The 20,906-nt window shown below is 74.1% G+C and carries 17 protein-coding genes; 6 read left to right on the top strand and 11 right to left on the bottom strand.

Going from position 1 to position 20,906, the window contains the following annotated elements; translation table 11 throughout:
- The first annotated feature begins 136 nt into the window (after nt 1-136).
- Nucleotides 137-1,342 (top strand): macrolide family glycosyltransferase, encoded by a 1,206-nt coding sequence (locus tag ACSNOB_RS02190; protein ID WP_436684870.1) that lies wholly within the window; start codon nt 137-139, stop codon nt 1,340-1,342.
- A 177-nt stretch (nt 1,343-1,519) separates the two neighbouring features.
- Nucleotides 1,520-3,022 (top strand): B12-binding domain-containing radical SAM protein, encoded by a 1,503-nt coding sequence (locus tag ACSNOB_RS02185; protein WP_436684869.1) that lies wholly within the window; start codon nt 1,520-1,522, stop codon nt 3,020-3,022.
- 33 nt (nt 3,023-3,055) lie between these two features.
- On the opposite strand, the gene ACSNOB_RS02180 is transcribed toward ACSNOB_RS02185, so the two are convergent.
- Complete coding sequence (locus ACSNOB_RS02180; RefSeq protein ID WP_436684868.1) at nt 3,056-3,718, bottom strand: TetR/AcrR family transcriptional regulator; 663 nt, start codon at nt 3,716-3,718, stop codon at nt 3,056-3,058.
- Nucleotides 3,719-3,867: 149 nt separating this feature from the next.
- Between ACSNOB_RS02180 and ACSNOB_RS02175 the strand changes: the two genes are divergently transcribed.
- From ACSNOB_RS02175 to ACSNOB_RS02160, 4 genes are all read left to right on the top strand, one after another.
- Nucleotides 3,868-4,875 (top strand): oxidoreductase, encoded by a 1,008-nt coding sequence (locus ACSNOB_RS02175; protein ID WP_436684867.1) that lies wholly within the window; start codon nt 3,868-3,870, stop codon nt 4,873-4,875.
- A 110-nt stretch (nt 4,876-4,985) separates the two neighbouring features.
- On the top strand, nt 4,986-5,579 hold the full coding sequence (locus tag ACSNOB_RS02170) for a hypothetical protein (protein WP_436684865.1): 594 nt from the start codon (nt 4,986-4,988) through the stop codon (nt 5,577-5,579).
- A gap of 5 nt (nt 5,580-5,584) precedes the next feature.
- Nucleotides 5,585-6,145 (top strand): copper resistance CopC family protein, encoded by a 561-nt coding sequence (locus ACSNOB_RS02165; RefSeq protein ID WP_436684864.1) that lies wholly within the window; start codon nt 5,585-5,587, stop codon nt 6,143-6,145.
- 317 nt (nt 6,146-6,462) lie between these two features.
- Nucleotides 6,463-7,035, top strand: a complete 573-nt coding sequence (locus ACSNOB_RS02160; RefSeq protein ID WP_436684863.1) for an SRPBCC family protein — start codon at nt 6,463-6,465, stop codon at nt 7,033-7,035.
- 71 nt (nt 7,036-7,106) lie between these two features.
- Here the strand turns inward: ACSNOB_RS02160 and ACSNOB_RS02155 are convergent, their stop codons facing one another.
- From ACSNOB_RS02155 to ACSNOB_RS02110, 10 genes are all read right to left on the bottom strand, one after another.
- Nucleotides 7,107-8,405 carry a cytochrome P450 gene (locus tag ACSNOB_RS02155; protein WP_436684862.1) on the bottom strand — a complete coding sequence of 433 codons (1,299 nt, stop codon included), beginning with the start codon at nt 8,403-8,405 and terminating at the stop codon, nt 7,107-7,109.
- Entirely contained in the window at nt 8,402-9,832 is a 1,431-nt protein-coding gene (locus tag ACSNOB_RS02150; RefSeq protein ID WP_436684860.1) for an NDP-hexose 2,3-dehydratase family protein, read from the bottom strand. The genes ACSNOB_RS02155 and ACSNOB_RS02150 overlap by 4 nt, the downstream gene beginning before the upstream one ends.
- A gap of 81 nt (nt 9,833-9,913) precedes the next feature.
- Nucleotides 9,914-10,180: a MoaD/ThiS family protein gene (locus tag ACSNOB_RS02145; protein ID WP_393111190.1), complete on the bottom strand. Its 267-nt coding sequence runs from the start codon at nt 10,178-10,180 to the stop codon at nt 9,914-9,916.
- A 2-nt stretch (nt 10,181-10,182) separates the two neighbouring features.
- Entirely contained in the window at nt 10,183-11,130 is a 948-nt protein-coding gene (locus tag ACSNOB_RS02140) for a formylglycine-generating enzyme family protein (protein WP_436684859.1), read from the bottom strand.
- A 4-nt stretch (nt 11,131-11,134) separates the two neighbouring features.
- Nucleotides 11,135-12,208, bottom strand: a complete 1,074-nt coding sequence (locus ACSNOB_RS02135) for a methyltransferase (protein ID WP_436684858.1) — start codon at nt 12,206-12,208, stop codon at nt 11,135-11,137.
- Between the two features lie 30 nt (nt 12,209-12,238).
- Nucleotides 12,239-16,051, bottom strand: a complete 3,813-nt coding sequence (locus ACSNOB_RS02130) for a type I polyketide synthase (protein WP_436684856.1) — start codon at nt 16,049-16,051, stop codon at nt 12,239-12,241.
- Between the two features lie 43 nt (nt 16,052-16,094).
- Nucleotides 16,095-17,129 (bottom strand): ketoacyl-ACP synthase III family protein, encoded by a 1,035-nt coding sequence (locus ACSNOB_RS02125; protein ID WP_436684854.1) that lies wholly within the window; start codon nt 17,127-17,129, stop codon nt 16,095-16,097.
- A 71-nt stretch (nt 17,130-17,200) separates the two neighbouring features.
- The gene (locus ACSNOB_RS02120) at nt 17,201-18,442 is read right to left on the bottom strand and encodes a tryptophan 7-halogenase (RefSeq protein ID WP_436684853.1); all 1,242 of its coding nucleotides are present in this window, start codon (nt 18,440-18,442) and stop codon (nt 17,201-17,203) included.
- A gap of 41 nt (nt 18,443-18,483) precedes the next feature.
- Nucleotides 18,484-19,692: a cytochrome P450 gene (locus tag ACSNOB_RS02115; RefSeq protein WP_436684851.1), complete on the bottom strand. Its 1,209-nt coding sequence runs from the start codon at nt 19,690-19,692 to the stop codon at nt 18,484-18,486.
- Nucleotides 19,693-19,768: 76 nt separating this feature from the next.
- The gene (locus ACSNOB_RS02110) at nt 19,769-20,905 is read right to left on the bottom strand and encodes a nucleotide disphospho-sugar-binding domain-containing protein (RefSeq protein WP_436684849.1); all 1,137 of its coding nucleotides are present in this window, start codon (nt 20,903-20,905) and stop codon (nt 19,769-19,771) included.
- Between the last annotated feature and the right edge of the window lies 1 nt (nt 20,906).

The raw sequence follows: 20,906 nt of genomic DNA, 5'->3' as shown, positions 1-20,906 counted from the left end.
TATGTTTAAAGCCTTGACCCCCATCGTGTCCGCTGACCCCGCTGTCGGCGGACGCGGTCAGATCCCGGTGGAGCTGCCGCTCCGCCGTGCATGCGCGGTGTCGACGACGCCGAGACGACCAGCCGGGAGTGAGCCCATGCGCCAGCGTCACATCCTCTTCGTCAACGTCCAGGGGCACGGCCACGTCTACCCGTCGCTCGGCCTGGTGAGCGAGCTCGCCCGCCGCGGGCACCGGGTCACGTACGTGACGACGGCGCTCTTCGCCGACGAGGTCAAGGCCGCCGGGGCCGAGGTGGTGCTGTACAAGTCGGAGTTCGACACCTTCCACGTGCCCGAGGTCGTCAAGCAGGAGGACGCCGAGACGCAGCTGCACCTGGTCTACGTCCGCGAGAACGTGGCCATCCTGCGGGCCGCCGAGGAGGCGCTGCGGGACGACCGCCCCGACCTCGTGGTCTACGACGTGTTCCCGTTCATCGCGGGGCGGCTGCTCGCCACCGCGTGGGGCCTGCCGGCCGTGCGCCTCACCGGCGGCTTCGCGGCGAACGAGCACTACTCGCTCTTCAAGGAACTGTGGAAGAGCAACGGCCAGCGCCACCCCGCCGACGTCGAGGCGGTGCACTCGGTGCTGGTCGACCTGCTCGGGCGGTACGGCGTCGACACCCCCGTCAAGGAGTACTGGGACGAGATCGAGGGGCTCACGATCGTCTTCCTCCCGAAGTCGTTCCAGCCCTTCGCCGAGACGTTCGACGAGCGGTTCGCCTTCGTCGGTCCCACCCTCACCGGCCGCGACGGCCAGGCCGCCTGGGAGCCGCCGCGGCCGGGCGCGCCGGTGCTGCTGGTCTCGCTGGGCAACCAGTTCAACGAGCACCCCGAGTTCTTCCGCGCCTGCGCGGACGCCTTCGCCGGCACCGACTGGCACGTGGTGATGGCGATCGGCGGCTTCCTCGACCCGGCGGCGCTGGGTCCGCTGCCGCCCAACGTCGAGGCGCACCAGTGGATCCCGTTCCATTCGGTCCTCGCGCACGCCGCGGCGTGCCTGACGCACGGCACCACCGGAGCCGTGCTGGAGTCCTTCGCCGCGGGCGTGCCCCTGGCGCTCGTGCCGCACTTCGCGACCGAGGCCGCCCCGTCCGCGGCGCGCGTGGTCGAGCTGGGCCTGGGCCACGTGCTGCCGCCGGAGAAGGTCGAGCCGGCCGGCATCCGCGAGGTCGTGGAGCGGCTCGCCGCCGACTCCGCCCTGCGGGAGCGGGTCCGCCGGATGCAGCGCGACGTCCTCTCCGCCGGCGGGCCGGTCCGGGCGGCCGACGAGGTCGAGGCGTACCTGGAGCGCACCGCCCCCTGACCCCGCCCGCGCCGCCGGGGCCCGGTGCCGGATCGGCCGGGGTGTCCGGCGTGGATGGTCGCTGCCCGGGGTGGTCTGGCCGCACGGCGTCCCCGCCCACTTGAAACTGCTGTGCCGGAAGCGGCCATCCACGCGTGTGCCTTGTCCGATCACTTGAAAAGTAGGTAGTATCCCGCCATGGGTCTTCGTGACGTCAGCGTGCTGCTGCTGTACCCGCCGAATCAGACCGCGCCCGGCACGGTGTGCAAGCCGAACGGCTCGCTCGCGTACCCGAACCTGGGTGGAGCCCTGCGCGAGCACGGCGTGCACGTCCGTGTCTTCGACGCGTGCGTCGGCGAGGGCGACGACCCGCTCGACGAGATATTCGCCAACCCCACGCCGCTGGCCAGCGGCTTCCTCCGCACCGGCGTCAGCGACGAGCGGATCCTGGACGTGGTGCGGGACTACGACATCGTCGGCATCACGTCGATCTTCACCGACCAGGAGTCGATGGTCCTGCACTGCGCGCGGCTCATCCGGGCGGCCTTCCCGGAGAAGATCCTCGTCTCCGGCGGGGTCAACGCACGGTCGCGGCTGCCGCAGTTCTTCGGGGCCGGCTTCGACGTGGTCTGCCTGTCCGAGGCCGAGCACACGATCATCGACATCGTCGAGGCCGTGCGGCGGTCGACCCGTCCGAGCTTCGCCGACATCCACGGTGTCGCCTTCCTCGACGACGGCCGGATCCGGGTGAACCCGGCGCGCGCGCAGGACGTGGTGTGGGACCTGGACACCCTCGCCATGCCGGCCTGGGACCTGCTGCCCAACGAGCGCTACTGGACCATCGCCCGGCCGCACTCCGGCCTCTTCGAGCCGGGCGCGGAGCTGCGCTACGCGACCATGATGACCTCGCTCGGCTGCCCGTTCCACTGCGCGTACTGCCACATCGCCGGCGAGCAGGAGGGGAGCCCCAGCGGGCCGATCGGCAAGTTCCGCGTCAAGTCGGACGAGCGGGTGCTGGCGGAGATCGAGACGCTGAAGAGCCTGGGCGTCGACAACGTGTTCATCGAGGACGACTCGCTGCTGGGGGACAAGCGGCGCGGCCTGCGGCTGCTGAAGAAGATCCAGGGCGCCGGGGTGACCATCTGCGACCTCAACGGCATCAACCTGATCCACCTGCTCAAGCGCTGGAAGCCCGACCACGAGGTCCTGGAGGCGATGCGGCAGGCGGGCTTCACGCAGATCAACATGCCCTTCGAGTCGGGCAATCTGCGGATCATCCGCAAGTACGCGAGCAACAAGCTCAACATCGAGAAGGCCGACCTCCGCGCGCTGATCATCGCGATGAAGGAGTACGGCTTCATGATCTACGGCAACTACATGATGGGGTACCCGGACGAGACGCTGGAGGAGATCGAGACGACCATCCAGCTCGCCAAGGAGCACGTCTCCTACGGGTTGGACGCGGCCAACTTCTTCCTCGTGGTGCCGCTGCCCGGCGCGCCCCTGTTCGACATGGCGATCGCCGGCGGGCACATCAGCCCCGACTTCGACCCGGACACGATGAACATCTACCGGGCCAACATGACCGGCACGCTCGTGCCGGCGGAGGTCCTGGAGGAGCTGCGCCACCGCGCCTGGGACGAGGTCAACTCCCCGACCTGGAAGAACGCCAAGAAGGCGTGGGCGGCGACGGTCGGCTGAGCACGCCCGGACGCCCTGGCGCGACCGCCGTCGTCACCGTTGATCGTCGGTGCTCGGCGGCGAGTCGCCCGTGGCGCCTGCGCGGGCGGTCGGGGAGACCAGCTCCCCGGCCCGGGCGGCGGCGAGGACGATCCGCGCCGTCCGGTCGGCGAGCGCGTCGTCGACCGGTTCCGCGGTGACCAGCAGGCGGAAGTGGATGGGGGCCGCCAGCGCCTTGAACACCTCGACGGGGTCGGTTCCGGCGGGTAGTTCGCCCCGGTCGACGGCGCGGCGGACCAGCGGCTCGGCGCGGCGGAACCGGTCGGCGAAGAGCCGGCGCCGGGCCTCGGCGATCTCCGGCAGGCGTCCGGCGTCGGAGTACATCGCGGCCTGCACGGCGGCGCCGACCGGGCCGGTCATGCTCCCCACCAGCGCCCGGGCGAGGGCGTGCAGGTCGGTCTCCACGGCGCCGGTGTCCTCGAGGGGGATCTCGGCGGCGAAGTGCTCGGCGAGCGCGTCGACGACGAGCGTCTCGCGGTCCGTCCAGCGTCGGTAGACCGTGGTCTTGTGCACCCCGGCGCGCTGGGCGACCGCGTCGACCGTCAGTTCCGCGTACCCCTTCTCCAGCAACTCGGCCAGCGTCGCGGCGCGCACCGCCGCCTGCACCTTCGGTCCACGCCCGACGGGCGGCGCGGGGGCGGGGTCTCGTTCCGGCATTATTGCAACTCCAAGTTGCGATGGATCGGTCGACTCTGACATGCTGCAGCGTATCGCAACTCGAAGTTGCGGTGTTGGCTGCCGCCGTCCGCGGACGAGGGACGCCTCCGGCCCGCAGTCGCCAGACCTCTCGACCCCTGGGGAACGCCATGACCCGTCAGCCACGCGCCCGCCTCCCGAGACCCGCGGCCCGCCGCGACCGGCAGGCGGTGTGGACGCCCGCCGCGCTGCCCGACCAGTCCGGACGCCTGGTCGTGGTGACCGGCGCCAACAGCGGCATCGGCTACGTCACCGCCCGGGAACTCGCCCGGCACGGCGCGCACGTCGTCCTCGCCTGCCGCAACCGCCAACGCGGACTGGAGGCGCTGGACCGGCTGCGCGCCGAGGTGCCCGGCGCGCGGGTCGAACTGCGCCGACTCGACCTGGCGGACCTCGCGTCCATCCGCGACTTCGCCGCCGGGTGGGAGCACGGCCCGCTGGACGTGCTCGTCAACAACGCCGGCATCGCGATGGTGCCGTTCGCCCGCACCGCCGACGGCTTCGAGTCGCAGTTCGGGACCAACCACCTCGGCACCTTCGCCCTCACCGGCCTGCTGCTGCCACGCCTGCTCGCCGCGCCCGACCCGCGGGTGGTGACGGTCAGCAGCGAGGGCCAACGCTTCGCCCGCTTCGACCTGGAGAACCTCAATGCCGAACGTCGCTACCGCGCGGCCTTCGCCTACGTCCAGTCCAAGCGGGCCAACCTCTACTTCGCCAGCGAGCTGCAACGACGCGCGGACCGGGCCGGGCTCGTGCTGCGCAGCCTCGCGGTGGCGCCCGGACTGACCCGCACCAACGTGCTCACCGGCGGGGCCAACGGCGCCCGCGGCAGGTGGTACGCGACGCTGACGCGGCTGCTCGTGCGGTACGCCTTCCGCCCCACGCTAGAGGGCGCCAAGACCTCGCTCTACGCCGCGACCGTTCCCGACCTGCCCGGCGGCAGCTACATCGTGCCGGACGGGTTGTTCCAGCTGCGCGGGGAACCCGTCCCGCGGGACCGGGAGCGGGCCCTCCGCGACGCCGCCACCGCGCACCGGCTGTGGCGGCTCTCGGAGGAACTCACCGGCGTGCGCTACCCGCTGCCCCCCGCGACGCCCGGCCCGGCTGGTGTCGCGTAGCGGAGCCGGTGGCGTGCCGGATGTTGACGCAGAGCAATCTCGGAGTCACGCCCCGCCCCGTCCGCTTCTAGCGTGGAGGGACACCTTCCGGTGTGGACTCTGGAGGACCCATGGCAACCGCTGCGCGCAAGGCGTCGCCCGGCCTGGTGGCGTCGATCAACGGCCGGTACCACCGCAGGGCGCTCACCCTCTACCTGGCGGTGGTCGTCGCGCACTGGGCCGAACACCTGGTGCAGGCGTACCAGATCTGGGTCCTCGGCTGGCCGCGCCCGGAGGCGCGCGGCGTCCTGGGGATGCCGTTCCCGTGGCTGGTCAGCTCCGAGTGGCTGCACTACGGCTACGCCATCGTGATGTTGATCGGTCTGTTCCTTCTCCTGCCAGGGTTCACGGGCCGGTCGAGGGCGTGGTGGACGGTGGCTCTCGCCCTCCAGTTCTGGCACCACATCGAGCACGGGCTGCTGCTCGTGCAGGCCCACAGCTCCTTCCGGCTGCCGGGCTCGGCCGAACCGACCAGCCTGCTGCAACTCGTCGTCCCCCGCGTGGAACTGCACCTGTTCTACAACTCGGTGGTCTTCATCCCGATGGTGATCGCCATGTACCTGCACCTGCGCCCCAGCCCCGAGGAGCGGGCCGCCGCGAGTTGCTCCTGCGTGGGCAGGGCCGACGCGCCGACGTGGCGCCGGCCCGTGGTCGCCACCGACTGACCGGGATGTCCACCAACGGACGGATCTACGCCGGCGCCGCCCTCACCGTGGCGGCGCTGGTCGCCGTCCTCGCCCTGGCCGGCAGGATCGACTCCTCGTCCACCACTTCGTCGAGAGCCGAGGTGGTCTCGGTCCACCCGGCCGACGGCGCCGTCCTGGCCGACGCGCCGAGCGCGGTACGGATCCGCGTCGACGGCCGGCCGGACGTCAGCCGGTCCCACATCTCCGCGTACGACGCGGACCGGTCCCTGCTCAACCGGGGGGCGCTGACGGCGGCCGGCCCGGACGGCCTCACCCAGGCGATCGCGGTCACCGCCGCCGGTGAGGTCGCCGTCGCGTACCACGTGGTCACCGCGGACGGCCGGGACACCTCGGGCGTCGCCCGGTTCACCGTGGGCGCGGCGGGCGGGGCGCCGGCACCGCCGCCGGAGCCCGCGGCGCCTGCCCACGCCCACGGGGTCGACCCGGTCGGCGCGGCGCTGCTCGCCGTCGACGGCCTCGTGCTCCTCGCCGTCCTGGTGCTGCTCGCCCGGCGCCGCTCCCGCGCCGGCCGCGATCTCACCTGATCCCGCGACCGCCCGCCCCGGCGCACCCGCCCCCGCGGTCCCGGGTTCCGCCCACCGGCACGCCCGTTCGACGGCGCCCCGGCGCACCCGACCCTCCGCTGCCCCCGGTCCGCCCCCCGGCACGCCCGTCCGACGGCGCGCCGGCGGGCGGTCGCCGCGCGCCCCGCTCGACCACGACGCGTTCGGGTCGGCGCACGGGACGCGACCGCGCTGCGTGCACAAATGGGACGTTATGTAAGTCATGGCTGCTAAAGTCCTCGGCGTGCGGGCCGGACCGGCTCCGGTGGCACCACGCACCTGTAGGAAGGTCAAGTGGCATGAACAAGACGTCCGACGTGGTCAGGGACACCGAGCGCGAGCTGCGCGACCACCCCAGCGGCATGAACACCCTGGTGGTCCGCCGCAGCTACGACGCCTCACCGGAGGAGCTGTGGGACGCGATCACCGATCCCGAGCGCCTGGTGCGGTGGTTCCTGCCGATCTCCGGTGACCTGCGGGTCGGCGGGCGCTTCCAGCTGGAGGGCAACGCCAGCGGCGAGATCCTGCGGTGCGAGCGGCCGAGCACGATCGGCCTGACCTGGGAATCGGGAGGCGGCAGCAGCGAGGTCCAGCTGCGGCTCACCCCGGCGGGGGAGGCCACCGTCCTGGAGCTGGAGCACGCCCCGGTGCCGGTCGAGATCATCCCCAACGCGGCGCCCGGGGCGTGGGGCATCGGCGCCGGCTGGGAGATGGGCCTGGTCGCGCTCGGCGACTACCTCGCCGGTGACCTGCCCGAGGGCCGTGCGGTCGACTGGATCGCCAAGGCGGGCCCCGAGGAGCTGGCGAACGCGTCCGAGTCGGCCGAGCGGATCAGCCAGGCGTGGACGAAGGTGATCTCCCAGCGGGGGTGAACCCCGGCCTGCCGGCCGGTTCGGGAACGGGCGGGCGTGACCGCCCGCGCGGCCCCGCCCGGACCGCCGGCTCACCACGCGACCGGCAGCGCGTACAGGCCGAAGATGTTGCCGTCCTCCTTCAGCGGCAGGTCGTCGACCTCGGCCGCGAGACGCAACCCCGGCAGCCGCCGGACCAGCCGGCTCAGCGCGACGTCCAGTTCCAGCCGGGCCAGGTGCTGCCCCGGGCAGATGTGGCGTCCGTAGCCGAACGCGAGGTGGTGCCGGGCGTCGCGGTCCGGATCGAACTCGTCCGGCCGGTCGAACGCGGCCGGGTCCCGGTTCGCGGCCTGGCCGAGCGCCACCACCCCCTCGCCGGCCCGGATGGTGACGCCGCCGATCTGGACGTCGGCGGTGGCGGTGCGTGCGGTCGCCGCCTCGACCACGGTGAAGTACCGCAGCAGCTCCTCCACGGCGGCCGGGAACCGGGTCGGCTCGGCGCGCAGGCGGGCGAGCCGCTCGGGATGGGCCAGCAGCGCCAGGACGCTCAGCGAGATCATGTTGGACGTCGTGACGTGCCCGGCGACCAGCAGCACGAAGGCCATGCTCACCACGGCCTCGTGGTCCGGCCCGCCGGCCGCGCGCTGCCGGGCCAGCAGCCGGCTCAGCACGTCGTCCCCGGGGTGGCGCTCCTTCTCGGCGACCACGCCGTCGAGGAAGTCGCGGATCTCGCGGGCGCACCGGGCCCGCTCGTCGGCCGGCGCGCCCCGGCTGAACATGTGGGTGGAGCGGCGTTCGAAGAACTCGTGTTCGGCGTACGGCACGCCGAGCACCTCGCAGATCACCTGGGACGGCACCGGGTAGCTGAACGACGGCACCAGGTCGGCGCTCGACCGCCCGGCCGTCATGGCGTCGAGGTGCGCGTCGACCACCCGCTCGACCAGCGGACGCAGCTGCCGCACCCGCGCGGCGCCGAACTCGTCGACGATCTGACGGCGGGCGGCGGTGTGCTCCGGCGGGTCCATCCAGTTCAGCGGGGGACGGAAGTTCTCGAACGACGCCTGCCGCTGGCCCTCGGTGGTCGGCGCGAACCGCGGAAAGCCGGGCCGGCGCCGGTCCGCGCTCATCCGCGGATCGCTGAGCACCCGCCGGACGTCGGCGTGCCGGGACACCACCCAGGCCGTGTTGCCGCCGAGCATGGGCAGCCGGGCGACCGGCTGTTCGGTCCGCAGCCGGGCGTACTCCGCCGGTGGGCCGAACGGGCACCGGCGGGGCAGCGGGAACGCCTCGATCCCGGCCACTCCGCCGGGCCGGTCGTCGTGCCCGGCCACGCTCTCGGGCCGGTCGTCGCTCTCGGCCACGCCTTCGGGCCGGTCGCCGCGCCCGGTCACCGCAGCGCCCGCAGGCAGAGCAGGAGGCTGCGGGCCTCGATGTTGACCTGGTAGCTGAAGGCCGCCATCGCGGTCAGCTGGCGCAGGGTCAGCCAGGTGTAGTCCGGCGGCGTCGTGGTGGGGAAGTCCGCGCCGACCTCCACCACCATGTGCCGGGTCACCGCGTGGTGGAACCGCCCGCCCTCCTCGGACTGGAGCACGTCGTAGTGCACGCGCACCCCGTCGGAGAGCACCAGGTCCAGGTACTCGGGGCGGCCGGGCCGCGCGGGGCCGGTGAAGTTGTCCGGGGTGCACTGCACGGTCGGTCCGAGCTCGACGGTGTCCCGGTAGCCGGGCCGCAGGTCGGCGTGCGCCAGCACGTGCAGCACGCCGTCGATGCGTCGGACGACGAACGCCACGAGACCCGTCCCGCACGGGGCCAGCAACGGCTGGCACCACTGGGCCACCTCGCGGTTGCTGGCCCGCACCCGCCGACCCACGATGCGGAAGAACCGGCCCGAGCGGTGGCGGATCTCGTCGTCGGTGCGGTGCCAGTCCCGCACCTCGCGCAGCGGCACCCGCCGGGTCGCCAGGGTCGGGCCGGCCTTGTTGGCGGTCAGCCAGTTGCGGACGTCGAGCAGCGACTGCCACGCGCCCTCGCCGGCCAGCGAGGATGCCGCCACCCCGGCGCCGATCGTCCCGGCGTCGGGATCGGCGTCGGCCGCGTGGCCCGGCAGGCAGGACAGCACGGTACGGGCGTCCATGTTGACCAGGTTCGGCCGGTGCAGCAGGTCGTGGATCTGGCCGAGGGTCAGCCACACGAAGTCCTCGTGCGGTTCCACCTCGTCGGCGACCTCGACGACGATGTTGCGGTTGCGCTTGCCCCGGAACCAGGAGCCCTGCTCGGACTGGAGCACGTCCACCAGCACCCGGCCGCGCCCCGGTTCGAGGAAGTACTCCACGTACCGGGACCGGGCGCCGCGGTGGGTCCGCTGGTAGTTGCTCGGGGTGGACTGCACGGTGGGGGAGAACTGGACGCCGTTGACGTTGCCCGGTTCCATCTTGGCCTGCATGAGGAAGTGCAGCACCCCGTCGATCTCCCGGGCCAGGATGCCGAGGATCGCCCGGTCGGGCTGGTGGATGATCGGCTGCCACCACTCGCCGACCGGGCCGCGGTCGGTCCGCACGTGCAGGCCCTCCACGCTGAAGAACCGCCCGCTCTCGTGCACCAGGTCACCGGAGTCCGGCGCGAAGCGCCAACCGGTCAGGTCGGCGAACGGCACCTCGGTGACCTCGAACGGGTTCGCCCGCTGGCGCTGCGCGAGCCAGGCCGCCAGCTCCGCGACCGGGCGGGGGCGGTGGGCGGCCGACCGGGCCAGCCGGCGGCCGAGGTGGTCACGGCCGGCCCGCCCGGGGCCGGGTCGGGCGTCGGTGTGCGGCAGGAGCATGCTTCCTCCCTGACGGGGACGCGCTCGGCGGGACGCCGGTGGCCGGACGCCCCGGGTCGGGGCGGGCGTCCGGCCGGTGGGTCAGCCCCCGGCCAGCGGCGGGATGATGGCGACCGTGCTGTCGGATCGGGCGGTCACCCGGGACCGGTCCGCGTTCTCGACGAGGTCCCCGTCGAGGTAGACGTTGTAGTAGGTCAGCGGCTCACCCGTGTCGTCGAGCAACCGGCGGCGGTAGACGGGGTACGTCTCGACGAACTCCTTGATCACGTCCCGCACGGTGCCCTCACGGCACTCGAAACTCTTCTGGCCCCGGTGGGCCCAGCCGGCCGACAGCAGCACCGTGACCATCGTTACCTCCCGTTGTCGTCCGCCTCGGGGACCGCCGTGACGTCACGCGCGCAGCGGAAGCCGAGGGCGAAGTTGGACCATCCGGTCGGGTCCCCGTACAACCGTTCCGCGCACCGGACCTGGTAGCGGAAGTTCATCCAGGACCCGCCCCGGATCACCCGGAACCGTCCCATCACCAGGTGGATCGTCGGGTCGCACCGGGTGTCGGGCGAGTACAGGTGCGCCAGCGTGGACGTCCACTCGTACACGTTGCCGGTCATGTCGGCGCACCCGTCGACGCTGTCGCCCCGCGGGGAGAAGGCGCCGACCGGGGTGGTCTGCGGCATCGGCCCCTGCGCGGCGTGGATCGCCCCCCACCAGGCCCGCCAGGCGGCCAGGTCGCCGAGCGCCCCGGCGGTGTGCTCGGCGGTGTTGGCGTTGCGGCTGTCCCAGGTGTCCCCCCAGGGCCAGCGCCGGTACGACGGGCCGGTGGCGGCCCGCTCCCACTCCGACTCGGTGGGCAGCCGCCGGCCCGCCCAGCGCGCGTACGCCTCGGCGTCCGGGTAGGAGATGTGCACCACGGGGTGGTCGTCGCGGTTGCGCAGGCCGCTGCCGTACCCGGCCGGACGGTGCCAGCAGGCGCCCTCGCGGATCTCCCAGTAGTCGCCGTAGACCATGCTGCCGCCGGCGCGTTCCGCCGACGTCACGTAGCCGGTGCGGGACACGAAGTCGGCGAACCGGGCCACGGTCACCGGGTGCCGGTCGATGAGGTAGTCGGGCAGCGTGACCGGCACCTGCGGCGTCTCGTCGGTGAACCAGTCCCGGGGGAACGCCTGCCCCTCGCTCTCCAGCCAGTCGAGCGTCCGCTCGGGCGAGCCCTGCAGGAAGGTCCCGCCCGGGATGCGGACCATGTCCGCCGGGGTCGCCTCCGACGCGGGCCGGGCGGCGTCGAGGTCGCCGATGCGCGCCATCGCCTCAGCTCCCGTCCGGTCCGCCGGCCGGGGACGGCACCGCCTCCAGGATGCCGACGACGCTCGGCGCCGGGCAGGGCGTGACGGACTCCAGCCGGAAGCCCGCCGCCCGCAGCAGCTCGCGGAACTCCGCGACGGTGCGTTCCCGGCCGCCGTGGCAGACCATCATGTTCAGGTCGTTCATGACGACCTGCGCGACGCTCGGCGCGGTCGTGACGGTGGTCGGCATCAGCGACTCGACGAGCAGCACCCGGCTGTCGGGCCGGACCGCGCGGCGGACGGTCCGCAACACCCGCACGCACTCCTCGTCGTCCCAGTCGTGCAGCACGCTCTTGAGCACGTAGGCGTCCGCGCCCGGCGGCACCGACACGAAGAAGTCGCCGGCCTGCACCCGGCACCGGTCGGCCACGCCCTGCTCGGCGACGGTGCGCGCGGCGTCGGCGACGCCGTCGGGGGTGTCGAAGACCGTGCCGCGCAGGTGCGGGTGGGCCGCGAGCACCCCGGCGAGCAGGGCGCCGCTGCCGCCGCCCACGTCCACGACGGTGTCGAGGTCGCCGAAGTCGTACGCCGAGAGCAGGGTGGGCACGAACGCCCGCGACCCCTCGGCCATGGCCGCGTTGAACGCCGCCTGCCGCTGCGGGTCCGCCATGAGGTGCTCGAAGCAGCTCCGGCCGTGCACGTGGTCCCAGGCCACCTCGCCGGTGCGCACGCTGTGTTCGAGCTGTCCCCACGCCGCCCAGCTCTCCGGGCCGGAGAGCAGCAGCACCAGCTCCCGCATCGACCCGGTCACGTCCGCCCGCAGCACCTCGCCCTGTTCGGTGAGGGCGAAGGTGCCCGGCGTGGGCTCGTCGAGCACCTCCAGGAAGACCAGCGCCCGCAGCAGCCGGCGCAGCGACGGGGCGTCCGCGTCGGTGGCCGCCGCGAGGTCGGCGACGTCCCGCGCGCCGTCGGTGAGCAGGTCCGGTATCCGCAGCCGGACCGCCACGTGCAGCGTCTGCGCCGTGAAGAACCCGTAGATCAGCTGTTGCATGCGGTGCCGCAGCCCGGGCCGGGCGGCGGTCGTCGTGGTGAGTTCCATGCGCTCCTCCGGGTCGACGCGTCCGGTGGGTCAGCGGGCTACGGCGTCGGCGACGGCCTCGTCCGGCGACGGGGCGGCGATCAGCTCGGCCAGGTGCACCGCGATCGCCGTGACGGTGGGCTGCTGCCAGAACAGCGAGGCGGGCAGCACCTGGCGGTAGGTCTTCTCCAGCCGCCGCCGCACGATGACCGTCATGACCGAGTCCATGCCCTGCTGCACCAGCGGCAGGCGCGGGTCGAGTGCCTCGACGGCCAGCTTCATCTCGGCGGCGATCACCGCGCGTACCTCATCGGTCAGGCGTTCGCGCAGCTCGTCCGGGTCGAGGTCGGCCAGGGACTGCCGGGCCGGGCCGCCCCCGTCGGTGTCGGCGGCCGGGGCGTCGGGGACCACCGGGTAGCGCAGGCCGCTGAGCCGGGCGACCACCGCGCCGTCCGGTCCGGAGACCGTGACGTCGACCGTGTCCTCCCGGGCGTCGTCGAGGACGACGTCGACGAGGGCGACGGTGGGCGCCGCGCCGGTGGTCCAGAGCCGCTCGATCGTGTCGACGAGGCGCAGCCGGGGTTCGCCGGGGAACGCGGCCGGCGCGATGGAGACCGCGGCGTCGACGACGGCGGCCCAGTCACCGGCCGGCTGCGGGAAGCGGACCCGGGCGCGCAGCCCGCCGTTGCCGGTGGTGAGGCGGTCGACCGTCCACGGGAAACCCGTCTCCGGCACGCCGACGCGGGCCAGCCGGTCCCGGACGAGCCCGGGGTCGGCGACCACTCCGCCCGGCCCCCGGGCGTCGGCGGCCCGGGCCGGCGGCGCGGCGTCGTCCGTGACGCGCGCGGTGGCGTGGGTCAGCCACGGCGCGGCGTCCGCGCCGGCCGGGCGGGAGGCGAGCAGCAGCTTCCCGCCGTCGTCCACCACCTGGATCTCCTGGCGCCCGGCCGTGGCCAGCGGCACCCGCATCGACAGGTCGTGCAGGGTCACCGGCGCGCCGTCGCGGGCGCCGGCGGCGAGGAAGGTGGCGGCGAGCACCGCGGCCGGCACGAGCTCCGCGCCCTGCACGGTGTGGCTGCCCGGGTACGGACGGCTGGCGTCGCTGAGCACCGTGTGCCACAGCCGCAGGTCGCTGCCGGCGACGGTGGTCGCCGCGCCCAGCAGGGTGTGCGAGCCGATGTCGTGCCCGCCGGCGGCCACCGGTGCGGTGGGCTCGCGCCAGAGCTCCTGGTGCCGCCAGGCGTACCGGGGCAGGTCGGTCAGCCCGCCGCCGGGCCGTAGCCGCGCCCAGTCCACCTCGACGCCGTGGCAGTGCGCCTCGGCCACCGCGGCGAGGGCCGACCGGTGCCCGGGGGCGTGCCGGCGCAGGGTGGTCCCCACGTACCCGTCCTCGATGCCGGCGTGGTCCAGGGTCTCCCGCAGCGAGTGGGCGACCACCGGGTGGGCGGAGATCTCGACGAAGGTGCGGTGTCCGTCGGCCAGGGCCGCGCCGACCGCGTCGACCAGGCGGACGGGCCGGCGCAGGTTCGCCGCCCAGTACTCCCCGTCGCACCCGGCCGCGGCGCGCGGGTCGTCGAGCACCGTCGAGTACATCGGCACCGTGGCCGCCGAGACGCGCAGGTCGGCGGCCGCGGCCCGCAGCTCGTCGGTGAGGGCGTCCATGTGCGGGCTGTGGAAGGCCACGTCGGACTGCACCCGGCGGACCGCGATCCGGTCGGCCGGCCACTGCTCGATCACGGCGTCCACGGCGGCGATGTCGCCGGAGACGACGGTGGACGCGGGGGCGGACGCGATCGCCGCGACCAGGTCGGTGCGGCCGGCGAGCCGCTCGGCGACGTCGGCGAACGGCAGGGTGACCATGGCCATCGCGCCCCGGCCGGCGGCCCGCCGCAGCAGGGCGGACCGGCGGCAGATGAGCCGGGCCCCGTCGGCCGGGGTCAGGATCCCCGCGGTCACGGCGGCGGCGACCTCGCCGACCGAGTGCCCGATGACGGCGGCCGGGCGGGCCCCGTAGGCCCGCCAGAGCGCGGCCAGGCCGACGTGCATGGCGAAGGTCAGCGTCTGGATCCGGTCCACCCCGGCCAGCTCGGCGTCGGCGAGCGCCTGCCGCAGCGAGAAGCCGGCCTCCTCGGCGACGACCGGTTCGATCTCGTCGATCGCGGCGGCGAAGGCGGGCTCGTGGGCGAGCAGGTCGCGGCCCATGCCGGCCCAGTGCGAGCCGTGCCCGGAGAAGACCCAGACGGGCTGGGCTGGCCGGCCGGCCGGCGCCACCCCGGAGACCGTCGTGGGGTCCGGCTGGCCGGCGGCGAGCCGGCGCAGGGCGGCGACCACCTCGTCGCGGTCCTGCCCGGTGACCACCGCCCGGTGGGTCAGGTGGGCGCGGCGGCGGGCCAGGGTGTGCCCGACGTCGGCCAGCTGCGGCCGGTCGTCGCCGTCGAGCCGGTCGGCGAGCCGGGCGGCCTGCTGGCGCAGGGCGGCGTCCGAGCGGGCCGACAGCGGGTACAGCGCCCGGGCGGCGGCGTCGGCCGCCGGCGCGTCGGCGCCGGACGGCACGGGCGGCGCCTCCTCCAGCACGACGTGGGCGATGGTGCCGCCGTAGCCGAACCCGGAGACCGCGGCCCGGCGCGGACCGTCCCGCTCGGGCCAGGGCAGCGTGCCGGTCACCAGGCGCAGCCCGCTGCCGTCGGCGACGGCGTCGATCGCCCGGCCGCGCAGCGGGGTGCCCGGGATCTGGCCGCGGTGCAGCGCCAGGATGGCCTTCATCAGGCCGGCGACCCCGGCGGCCCCCTCCAGGTGCCCGATGTTGGACTTGATCGAGCCGATGAGGCAGGGCCGGTCGCCGGGGCGTCCGGCGCCGTAGACGGCGGCGAGCGCGGTCGCCTCGACGGGGTCGCCGAGCTGGGTGCCGGTGCCGTGCGCCTCGACGTAGTCCACGCTGGCCGGGGCGACGCCCGCCCGGTCGCAGGCCCGCCGGACGACGTGCTGCTGCGCGGGGCCGGACGGGGCCATGATGCCGTCGGTGTGGCCGTCCTGGTTGACGGCGCTGCCGCGGATCACCGCGAGGATCCGGTCGCCGTCGCGTTCGGCGTCGTCGAGCCGCTTGAGCACCAGCACGCCGCACCCCTCGCCGCGGCCGTACCCGTCGGCGTCGCGGTCGAAGGACTTGCTCACCCCGTCCGGGGCGAGGGTGCCGGCGGCCTGGAGGGAGGCGTTCTGCCCCGGGGCGAGCACCAGGTTCACGCCGCCGGCCAGGGCCACCGTGCTCTCGCGCAGCAGCAGGCTCTGGCAGGCCAGGTGCACCGCGACCAGGGACGCCGAGCAGGCCGTGTCGACGGCGACGCTCGGCCCGCGCAGGTCCAGCGCGTAGGAGACGCGGTTGGCCAGGGCGCAGGTGGCCGCCCCGATCCCGGTGTACGCCTCGACGGTCGGCAGGTCCTCCATCAGCCGGTCGCCGTAGTCGGTGGTGCTGACCCCGACGAAGACCCCGGTGTCGGTGCCGGCCAGCCCGGTGGGCGGGACACCGGCGTGCTCCAGGGCCTCCCAGCCGACCTCCAGCAGGATCCGCTGCTGCGGGTCCATCTCGGCGGCCTCGCGGGGCGAGAGGCCGAAGAACTCCGCGTCGAAGCCCGCCACGTCGCGCAGGTAGCTGCCGGCGGTGACGGTGTCGCGCAGGACCGCCTCGTACTCGGGGCCGCGCTCCCGGTAGGCGCGCCAGCGCTGCGCCGGGATCTCCCCGGCGGTCTGGCCGCCCTTGAGCAGCAGCTCCCAGAGGGCGTCCGGGGTGTCGACGTCGCCGGGCAGCCGGCAGCCGATGCCGATGACGGCCACCTGGTACGGGCGGTCGGCGGGATCGTCCCGGGTCATCGTCGTACCTCCGTTGGTCGGGTCGCGGCGCGGGCGGGGTCGGTCAGCGGTCGCCGTACGGGTTGTCCAGGACGCGCAGGACGGCGGCGGTGAACTCCACGCCGGGGCCCATCGCGAGCCAGAGCACGTGGTCGCCGGCGCCGACCTCGCCGGTGCGCAGCGAGTGGTGCAGGGCGAGCAGGTGGTCGCTGGCCCCGCAGTGGCCGATCATGCGCCCGAAGTCCCAGGTGGACCTCTCCATCGTCAGCCCCAGCGGCGCCATGCAGCGCTGCTCGACCACCTCGCGGGAGTAGTTCATGAAGGAGACCTTGGTCAGGTCGGTCGTGCCGATGCCGGCCTCGGCGAGCGCCTGCTCGGCGACGGTGGTCATCGTCTCCTGCGCCTCGCCGAGCACGGCGAGCACGGGGGTCTGCTCGGTGATGTGGTAGAAGAGCCGGGCGCCGAAGTCCAGCTCGCGGCCGACGGTCATGCCGGGCGGGAACATCGGCTCGCCGCCGCGGTGCACCTCCTCGGCCTCGGGCACGGTGATGGAGCAGACCGACAGCAGCTCGGCGAAGCCGCTCTCGGTGCTCAGCACCACGGCCGAGGCGGCGTCGCCGAGGATGAAGCCGAGGTTGGTGCGCCAGCGGTCCAGCAGCGGGGTGCCGTAGTTGTCGGCGGCGACGAGCATCGCCGCCTTGCGCTCGGGCGCGGCCTTCAGGTAGCTGGCCGCGAGCTCCAGCATGGTGAACATGCCGTTGCAGCCCTGCCGGATCTCGGTGGCCCGGGGCACGCCACCGAGGAGGTAGTGCTGGATGTAGGCGTGCGGCAGCCAGCCCTCGGGGCCCTGGTGCCAGGTGGCCGCGTAGAGCAGCAGGTCGATGTCGCCGCGGCTCAGCTCGCTCTCCTTGAGGGCGTCCTGGGCGGCGCGCAGCGCCATCTCCGGGGCGGGCAGCTCGCCGGCGATGGCCGCCCCGCCCAGCCCGTGCGTCTCGATGTCCTCCTGCGGGTACAGGCCCTGGGCGACGGCGTCCTCGACGGTGACGGTCTCAGGAAGGTAGGCCCCGATCCCACGGATGTACGTTCCGGCGGTGCGCATCGGCTTCTCTCCTCGGCGTTGGAAATGATCGAGGCATTCCGCTTTAAGATTATATAGCGCTGTGCCGTCGGTCAATGGCTGTCGGTGCCGCCGCCGTCCAGCGACTCGTCGCCGCGCACCAGCCCGGACAGCAGCGTGACGAACGAGATCTTCGCGGGCAGCCGCCCCTGCGGGTCCACGATGGCCTGCGCCCGCAGGTGCAGCTCGTCCTTGCCGTGGGCGCCGGCGTAGAAGAACCGGGTCAGCTCCAGCAGCGCGCCGAGGAAGTCCCGGTAGCGGTCCTCGTACACCTGCATGATGTGGCGTTCCTTCTCCGGCGCGGCCAGCGCCTCGTGCACCGCCCGCGCCACGCTGAGCGCCCCGCGCATCGCCAGGGTCACCCCGGAGGACAGCAGCGGGTCGATGAAGGCGGCCGCGTCACCGACCAGCACCCACCCGGGCCCCGAGAACTGGCTGCACGCGTACGACCAGTCCCGCGCGGCACGGTAGACGTCGACCCGCCGGGCGCCGGCGGTGAGCCAGGAGACCTCGGTCGACTCCGCGATCTGTTTCTCCAGCAACTGCTCGGGAGGAAGCCCCGACTCGACCAGCCGGGCCGACGGGGTGACGTAGCCGATCCCGGTCAGCGTCGGGCTCAGCGGCGCGTACCAGAGCCAGCCCTGGGAACGGCTCTCGGTGAGCAGGTCCCCCTCGTTCTCGCCGGGGTAGCGCAGCGCGCCCGCGTAGTAGCTCCACACCGCCACGTTGCGCAGGTCCTCGTGCCAGGAGACGAGCCCGAAGTGCCGGCCGAGCCAGCGCTGCTGCCCGGACGCGTCGACCACGATCGCGGCGCGGGCCTCGATCGGGTCCGACTCCCCCCGGAACTGGTAGCTGACCCCCGCGATCCGGTCGCCGTCGGTCAGCGGCCCCCGGACGGTGGCGCCCTCGACGACCCGCACCCCCAGCTCCCGGGCCCGGTCCAGCAGCAGCGCGTCGAACTCGGCGCGGCGGACCTGCCACGAGTACTCGAACCGGGAGTCGCGGATCTCCCGGAACCGGAACGACCACGGGGTGGTCTGGTTCGCCCCCCACAGCAGGCTGCCGCCGTACTTGACCTGGAAGCGCAGGTCCGCCATCCGCTCCCGTAGACCGAGCGCGTCGAGGGTGGGGATGACGCCGGTGATCAGGGACTCCCCGATGTGGTAGCGGGGGAACTTGTCGCGCTCCAGGAGCAGGACCCGGTGGCCCTCCAGGGCGAGCAGGCCCGCCGTGCTCGATCCGGCCGGGCCGCCGCCGACGACGATCACGTCGTACTCGGGTTCGGGATGGCTCATGGTCGACAGATCCTCCTGCTCGGACAGGGGCGACGCGGCGCTCAGGCGCCCGGCGTGAACGCGATCGGCAGGCTGGCCAGGCCCCGGAACATGGTGCGCGGCTGGTAGGTCAGCCCGTCCGGGGCGCAGGCCAGCCGCAGGCCCGGCAGCCGGACCAGGGCGCCCAACGCGGCGCGCAGCTGGGTGCGGGCGAGGTAGGACCCGAGGCAGTAGCGCATCCCCGCGCCGAAGGACATCGACGGGACCGGGTCCCGCCGGATGTCGAACTCGTCGGGCCGGTCGTACCGCCCCGGATCCCGGTTCGCCGCGCCGGCCAGGACGACCACGACGTCGTCGCGGCGCAGCCGCCGGCCGTGCAGCTCCACGTCGCAGTCCAGCTGCCGGGTGTTCGACTGCACCGACGGGTCGTACCGCAGGCACTCCTCGACGGCCCGGCCCAGCAGCTCCGGCCGGCCCCGGAGCAGGTCGAGCTGGTCCGGGTGGTCCAGCAGGCTCAGCAGGGCGTTGCCCACCTGGCTGGCCACCGTCTCGTGCCCGGTGAAGATGAAGGTGACCACCGTGCTGACGATCTCGTTGCGGCTCATCAGGCCGCGGTCGTGCGCGGCGAGCATCAGCGTCAGCAGGTCGTCGCCGCCGTCGCGCCGCCGCCGGTGCAGGGCCCGCTCCACGTAGTCGGCGAACTCCGCGATGGCGGCGTGGCCGCGCAGCATGTCGTCGGCGCTGGCGCCCCGGTCCAGGGTCCGTCCCACGTCGCGCGACCAGCGCCCGACCGGCCGCCAGTCCGCGGCGGGCAGGCCGAGCAGGCCGAGCACCGCCCGCAGCGCCAGCGGGTACGCCAGCTCGTCGACCACGTCCGTCGCGCCCCGGGCCAGCGCCGGCCGCAGCAGGTCGTCGACGGTGCCGGCGATCACCGGCTCCAGCCGGCGCAGGGCGGACGGGGAGAAGGCCGGGCCGACCACGCCGCGCAACCGGCCGTGGTCGGGCTCGTCCTGGAACAGGATGATGTCGCCGACGATCTCGGCGAGCAGCCCGGGCCCGACGAGGTCGGTCCAGAACCGCCGGATGCCGGTGCGGGCGAAGCGCTCGTCGCCGAGCACCCCGCGCACGTCGGCGAAGCGGGAGACGTACCAGACGCCGTGCGCGCCCCGGTGCACCGGGTCGTGCCGCAGCAGCCAGTGGTAGGACGGGTACGGGTCACGCCGGACGTCGGCGTCGGTGGGATCGAACGCGGTCACGGCATCGACCAGCACGAGGTGCCCCTTCCAGTGGCTCGGCGCGTCGCCCGCCGCCGGCGGCCGAGGCCGGGCGGCGGGCGGTGCGACCGGATCAACCCGAGACGCGCTCGACGATGCGCCGTACCGTCTCCGCGGGCGTGGGCAGCGCGATCATCTCCTCGCGCACCTCCCGGGCGGCGGTGCGCAGCGACTCGTCCCCGATCAGCCGGCGCAGCAGGTCGGCGTCGACCTTGTCCGACGTGCTGACCAGGCCGAGGCCGCGCCGGCTGACGGCCTCCCGGGCGGTGTGCTGGAACTGGTCGCGCGGGTCCGGCGCGAGCAGCTGCGGGATGCCCGCGTCGATCGCGGTCATCACCGTGCCGCCGCCGCCGTGGTGGACCACCGCCGTGCAGGTGCGCAGCAGGGTGTGCAGCGGCGTCCAGCCGACCGCCCGGACGTTGCGCGGCAGCGTGCCCAGCGGGCTGATGTCGAGGTCGCCGAGGGCGAGCACGAAGTCGGCGTCCACCTCGCCGGCGGCGGCGATGATGGGCTCCACGGCGCCGATGCCGAACGCCTGGAGCTCGATGGTGCCCATGGTGATCGCCACCTCGGGCCGGGCGGGCACCGGCGGCAGCCGGTCGCCGAGGACGGCCCCGCCGCCGTACGGCACCCAGCGCATGAACCAGCCCTCGGGCTCCGCCTCGAGCAGCAGGCTCGGCGGGAACGACTCGATGGTCGCCACCGGCTCGGGCAGGCTGACCTGGTGCTTCTCCATCAGGTCGGTGAGGAAGGAGGCGATCGAGCGGTGCATGCCCCGGGTCCGCCAGGCGCTCTGGTTGCGCTGCACGGCCGGCACCCCGGCGCGGTCGGCGGCCAGCAGGCCGACGGTGGCGCCCTGCTCGTAGACCACCAGGTCGGGGCGGTAGTCGTCGACCAGGGCGATGGTCCCGTCGACCAGCGGGCGGTTCACCGCCGCGATCTGCACGCCCCACTCCTCCAGGTCGATGGCGGGTCGGGTGGCGACGGTCTCGGCGAAGCGCGGGTTGTCCTTGGCCACCTGCTCGAAGACCTTGACCGCGCTGAAGTCCGGCGCCACGTCGACCACCTCCAGGCCGGCGGCGGCGGCCCGGTCGGCGTGCTCGGCGACCGCGACCAGCACGTCGTGGCCGGCCGTGCGGAAGCCCCAGGCGAGCTGGATCAGCGGGAAGAGGTGGCCGATGCCGGGGGAGGAGACGAACAGCACGCGCATG

The organism is Micromonospora sp. URMC 106, from assembly GCF_051386395.1.
GTDB lineage: Bacteria > Actinomycetota > Actinomycetes > Mycobacteriales > Micromonosporaceae > Micromonospora.
Note: the sequence above shows the minus strand (reverse complement) of the source record. Positions and strands in the feature narration are given on the sequence as shown.

Bases quoted from the DNA above. Each gene is read 5' to 3' on its own strand.
- ACSNOB_RS02190 (WP_436684870.1), top strand. From the start codon at position 137: ATGCGCCAGCGTCACATCCTCTTCGTCAACGTCCAGGGGCACGGCCAC.
- ACSNOB_RS02185 (WP_436684869.1), top strand. From the start codon at position 1,520: ATGGGTCTTCGTGACGTCAGCGTGCTGCTGCTGTACCCGCCGAATCAG.
- ACSNOB_RS02180 (WP_436684868.1), bottom strand. From the start codon at position 3,718: ATGCCGGAACGAGACCCCGCCCCCGCGCCGCCCGTCGGGCGTGGACCG.
- ACSNOB_RS02175 (WP_436684867.1), top strand. From the start codon at position 3,868: ATGACCCGTCAGCCACGCGCCCGCCTCCCGAGACCCGCGGCCCGCCGC.
- ACSNOB_RS02170 (WP_436684865.1), top strand. From the start codon at position 4,986: ATGGCAACCGCTGCGCGCAAGGCGTCGCCCGGCCTGGTGGCGTCGATC.
- ACSNOB_RS02165 (WP_436684864.1), top strand. From the start codon at position 5,585: ATGTCCACCAACGGACGGATCTACGCCGGCGCCGCCCTCACCGTGGCG.
- ACSNOB_RS02160 (WP_436684863.1), top strand. From the start codon at position 6,463: ATGAACAAGACGTCCGACGTGGTCAGGGACACCGAGCGCGAGCTGCGC.
- ACSNOB_RS02150 (WP_436684860.1), bottom strand. From the start codon at position 9,832: ATGCTCCTGCCGCACACCGACGCCCGACCCGGCCCCGGGCGGGCCGGC.
- ACSNOB_RS02145 (WP_393111190.1), bottom strand. From the start codon at position 10,180: ATGGTCACGGTGCTGCTGTCGGCCGGCTGGGCCCACCGGGGCCAGAAG.
- ACSNOB_RS02140 (WP_436684859.1), bottom strand. From the start codon at position 11,130: ATGGCGCGCATCGGCGACCTCGACGCCGCCCGGCCCGCGTCGGAGGCG.
- ACSNOB_RS02135 (WP_436684858.1), bottom strand. From the start codon at position 12,208: ATGGAACTCACCACGACGACCGCCGCCCGGCCCGGGCTGCGGCACCGC.
- ACSNOB_RS02130 (WP_436684856.1), bottom strand. From the start codon at position 16,051: ATGACCCGGGACGATCCCGCCGACCGCCCGTACCAGGTGGCCGTCATC.
- ACSNOB_RS02125 (WP_436684854.1), bottom strand. From the start codon at position 17,129: ATGCGCACCGCCGGAACGTACATCCGTGGGATCGGGGCCTACCTTCCT.
- ACSNOB_RS02120 (WP_436684853.1), bottom strand. From the start codon at position 18,442: ATGAGCCATCCCGAACCCGAGTACGACGTGATCGTCGTCGGCGGCGGC.
- ACSNOB_RS02110 (WP_436684849.1), bottom strand. From the start codon at position 20,905: ATGCGCGTGCTGTTCGTCTCCTCCCCCGGCATCGGCCACCTCTTCCCG.